The organism is Sphingosinicella sp. (genome assembly GCF_052387495.1).
Classification (GTDB): Bacteria; Pseudomonadota; Alphaproteobacteria; order Sphingomonadales; family Sphingomonadaceae; genus Allosphingosinicella.
In genome coordinates this window covers 1-2,370 of sequence record NZ_JBQTJC010000109.1, presented here as the reverse complement: position 1 = coordinate 2,370, position 2,370 = coordinate 1, and the positions used below count along the sequence as shown (strand labels likewise).

The window sequence follows — 2,370 nt, the reverse complement described above, 5'->3', positions numbered from 1 at the left end:
TTCTTGCAGCGGAACGGCTTGATTTCGTCGGCGCGCCTGCGGACGGACGGCTTCGATCCTGCTTTTTCCTCCATGTCACGCTCCAAGTCGCTCACCCCACACTCACAAAGCTGTCCAGCACGCGCTTGCGACCGGCTTTTTCGAAGTCGATCTCGAGCTTGTTGCCTTCGATCTCCGCGATAGTGCCGTAGCCGAACTTGGAGTGGAAGACGCGCTGGCCCAGCGCGATGTCGGTGCGGCCGGGATTGCCGAGGCTGACGGCGCTGGCGCGGGCTTCGATGGGGGGGCGGGTGTAGGTCGTGCGTGACTCTCCGACGCCGTATCCCCTCACCCCGCTCGCCCCGGTCCGGGGCGAGTCGCCCTCTCCCCTGAAGGGAGAGGGGTTTGAGGCGGCGGCGCGTTGCCAGCCGGGGCCTCGGCCCGTCCCCCGCGCGACATCCGCGAAGGGGTCGGCGCGTTCGGACCAGTTGGCGCGCCAGAGCGATTCGCCGCCGGTCATCGTGGTTTCCTCGTCGGTGTGGGCGGGCGGGAGCTCGGCGACGAAGCGGCTGGGGATCGAGCTGGTCCACTGGCCGTAGATGCGGCGGTTGGCGGCGTGGAGGATGATGCAGCGGCGGCGCGCGCGGGTGATCGCGACATAGGCCAGGCGCCGCTCCTCCTCGAGGCTCGCCATGCCGCCTTCGTCGAGCGCGCGCTGCGAGGGGAAGACGCCTTCCTCCCAGCCGGCGAGGAAGACGGTATCGAACTCCAGCCCCTTGGCGGCGTGGATGGTCATGATCGTGACCATGTCGGCGTCGGCGTCCGCGTCATTGTCCATGACCAGGCTGACATGTTCGAGGAAGGCGCCGAGATTTTCATATTCCTCCATCGCGCGGGCGAGCTCGGCGAGGTTCTCGAGCCGCCCGGCGCTCTCGGCCGAGCGGTCGGCCTGGAGCATCGCGGTGTAGCCGCTTTCGTCGAGGATCAGGCGAGCGAGCTCGGGGTGGGGAAGCTCGTCGAGCTTGGCGCGCCAGCGGGCGAAATCGCCGACGAGATTGCCCAATGAGCGGCGCGCCTGCGCGGTGAGCTCGTCGCTGTCGAGGATGCGGGCGGCGGCGACGCTCAGGGGAATGTCCTCGGCGCGGGCGAGGGCGTGGAGCTTGGCCACCGCCTTGTCGCCGAGGCCGCGCTTGGGGGTGTTGACGATCCGTTCGAAGGCGAGGTCGTCGGCTGGCTGGGCGATGACGCGCAGATAAGCGAGCGCGTCGCGGATCTCGGCGCGCTCGTAGAAGCGGAAGCCGCCGACGATGCGGTAGGGGAGGCCGATGGCGATGAAGCGGTCCTCGAACTCGCGGGTCTGGAACTGGGCGCGGACGAGGATGGCGGAATCGTCGAGGCGGCCCCCGCGGCGCTGGAGCGTCTCCAGCTCCTCGCCGACGCGGCGCGCCTCCTCGGGCCCGTCCCAGATGCCGATCACCTGGACCTTCTCGCCCTCGCCGCCCGCCTCGTCCTTCGCCTCGGTCCAGAGCGTCTTGCCGAGGCGGCCGGCATTCTGCGCGATCAGCCCGGAGGCGGCGCCGAGGATGTGCGGGGTCGAGCGGTAATTCTGCTCCAAGCGGATGATAACAGCGCCGGGGAAGTCCTTCTCGAAGCGCAATATGTTCGAAACCTCCGCCCCGCGCCACGAGTAGATCGACTGATCGTCGTCGCCGACGCAGCAGATGTTCTTGTGGCTTTGCGCGAGCAGGCGGAGCCAGAGATACTGGCTCTGGTTGGTGTCCTGATATTCGTCGACGAGGATATATTTGAAGCGCTGCTGATAGAGCGCGAGCACGTCGCGATGGGTGCGCAGGATCACGAGCATGTGGAGCAGGAGATCGCCGAAATCGCAGGCGTTCAGCTGCTTCAACCGCTCCTGATAGACGGCGTAGAGCTTCGCCCCCTTGCCGTTGGCATAGGCCTCCGCCTCGCCGGCATCGACCTGGTCCGGGGTGAGCCCCTTGTTCTTCCAGCGGTCGATCAGCCCGGCGATCAGGCGCGCCGGCCAGCGCTTTTCGTCGATGTCGGCGGCGGTGATCAGCTGCTTCAGCAGGCGGAGCTGATCGTCGGTGTCGAGGATGGTGAAATTGGACTTGAGCCCGACCAGCTCGGCGTGGCGGCGGAGCATGCGCGCGCCGATCGAATGGAAGGTGCCGAGCCAGGGCATACCCTCCACCGCCTCCCCGACGAGGCGGCCGACCCGCGCCTTCATCTCGCGCGCCGCCTTGTTGGTGAAGGTGACGGCGAGCAGCTCCGACGGCCACGCCTTGCGGGTGTAAAGCAGATGCGCAAGCCGCGCGGTGAGCGCCGCGGTCTTCCCCGTGCCGGCGCCGGCGAGGACCAGCACCGGCC

1 protein-coding gene is annotated in these 2,370 nt (G+C 68.1%); it reads right to left on the bottom strand.

Annotated features, from left to right (window positions below; translation table 11 throughout):
• Positions 1–91: 91 nt before the first annotated feature.
• On the bottom strand, positions 92–2,370 hold a 2,279-nt coding region (locus tag ACT4N8_RS06130; protein WP_444857252.1), incomplete at its 5' end, for an ATP-dependent helicase.